Annotated in this window: 1 pseudogene; it reads left to right on the plus strand. The window is 71.8% G+C overall.

What is annotated here, in order from left to right:
• Positions 1-125: 125 nt before the first annotated feature.
• Positions 126-1715 (plus strand): annotated as a pseudogene (locus ACCC94_RS29490) (cobaltochelatase subunit CobN); the annotation flags it as partial.
• Between the last annotated feature and the right edge of the window lie 247 nt (positions 1716-1962).

The raw sequence follows: 1962 nt of genomic DNA on the forward strand, positions 1-1962 counted from the left end.
CCCCCCACCCACCCCGACCCCTCCCTTCTCCCCCGTGCCGCCCCCCCCCCCCCCCCCCGCCCGCGCGCGGCGCGCCCCCCCCCCCCCCCCCCCGCTCCTACGAAGAGCTTAAACCGAGCAAACCCATGCACCTGCTGCGCACCCAACCCGGCGGCTTCGTCCCCGACGACGGCATCGCCCACCTGGCCCAGACGCCCGCCGAGCTGGTGATCCTCTGCAGCGGCGATTCGCACCTGGCGCTGCTCGCCGAGGCCGCGCGCGAGCTGCCGGAGGACTACCCGAGCCTGCGCCTGGCCAATCCCATGCAGTTGCAGAACCACGCCTCGGTGGACCTCTACGTCGACGAGGTGCTGCAGCACGCCAAGGTCATCCTGATCTCGGTGCACGGCGGCGTCGGCTACTGGCGCTACGGCATGGAGCAACTGGCGGCGCTGGCCGAGCGCGGCGCCACGCTCATCGCGGTGCCCGGCGACGACAAGCCCGACCCCGAACTCACTGCCCTGAGCAGCGCCCCGCCGCAGGATGCCGAGCGCCTCTGGCAGTACCTGCGCCAGGGCGGCATGGACAACGCCCGGCAGTTCTTCGCCTGCCTCGCCAATCGTCATCTGCAACGCGACTACCCCTGGAGCGAGCCACAGACCCTGCCGCGCGTGGCGGTTTATCACCCGCAAGTCGGAAGCTGCGACCTCGCCCGCTGGCAGGCCGACTGGAACCCCGAGTGCCCGGTCGCCGCGCTGGTGTTCTATCGCACCCATCTTCAAGCGGCGAACACCGGCTTCATCGACACCTTCTGCGAACGCCTGCAGGCCCAGGGCATCAACCCGCTGCCCATCGCCGTAGCCAGCCTCAAGGAAGCCGCCTGCCTGGACGCGGTGGAAAGCCTGCTGGACAGCGCCGACGCCGAACTGATCATCAACACCACCGGCTTCGCCCAGTCGAACCCGGAAGCGCCGCAGGACCGGCCATTCCGCCGCGACGTGCCGGTGCTGCAAGCCATCTGCTCGCTGGACAACCACGACCTCTGGCGCGCCAACCCGCAGGGCCTCGGCCCGCGCGACCTGGCCATGCACATCGCGCTGCCGGAGCTGGATGGCCGCCTCATCACCCGGCCGATCAGCTTCAAGGGCCTGGCCTGGCGCAGCGAGCGCAGCCAGAGCGACGTGGTCTGCTACCTGCCCCATCTTCCCGGCATGGATTTCGTCGCCGAGCTGGCGCGGCGCTGGATGCTGCTCTCGCGCAAGGCCAACGCCGACAAGCGAGTGGCGCTGATCCTGGCGAACTACCCGACCCGCGACGGACGCATCGGCAACGGCGTTGGCCTCGATACGCCGGCTGCCGCGCTGAACATCCTCCGCGCGCTGGAAGCCCAGGGCTACCCGGTAGCCGGCCTGCCCGATTCCGGTACCGCGCTGATCCAGCAACTGCTCGGCGGCGTCAGCAACGACCTCGACAGCCTCGACCTGCGCCCCTGCGCGCAGAGCCTGGCGCTGGACGACTACCTCGCCTGCTTTGCGCGCCTGCCCGAAGCCAACCAGCAGGCCGTGCGCGAACGCTGGGGCGAGCCGCAGCAGGACCCGATGTTCCGCAGCGGCAGGATGATGGTCGCCGGCCTGCGCTTCGGCCTCGGCTTCGTCGGCATCCAGCCGGCGCGGGGGGGCCACCACGCCGCCCCCCCGCGCGGCCCCCCCCCCCCCCCCGGGGCGCCCCCCCCCGGGGTTCCCCCCCCCCCCCCCCGCTCCTACGAAAGCGCCGCGCGCAAGTTTCTTCTAGAGGTCCGTAGGGCGGATAACCTGGAACAGGTTATCCCCCGAAAGTGGAGCGGCGGATAACGCTGGCGCGTTATGCGCCCTACGAAACTTCAGGCGGCACCGCGCGAGCGGCGCCGCCTTTTTTTATCCGCCGGGACGGACCTGTAGGGGGGGGGGGGGGGGGGGGGCCGCCCCCGGGGGGGGGGGGGCCGGG

The sequence above is a fragment of the Pseudomonas sp. Pseusp97 genome, from assembly GCF_047304025.1.
Lineage (GTDB): Bacteria > Pseudomonadota > Gammaproteobacteria > Pseudomonadales > Pseudomonadaceae > Pseudomonas.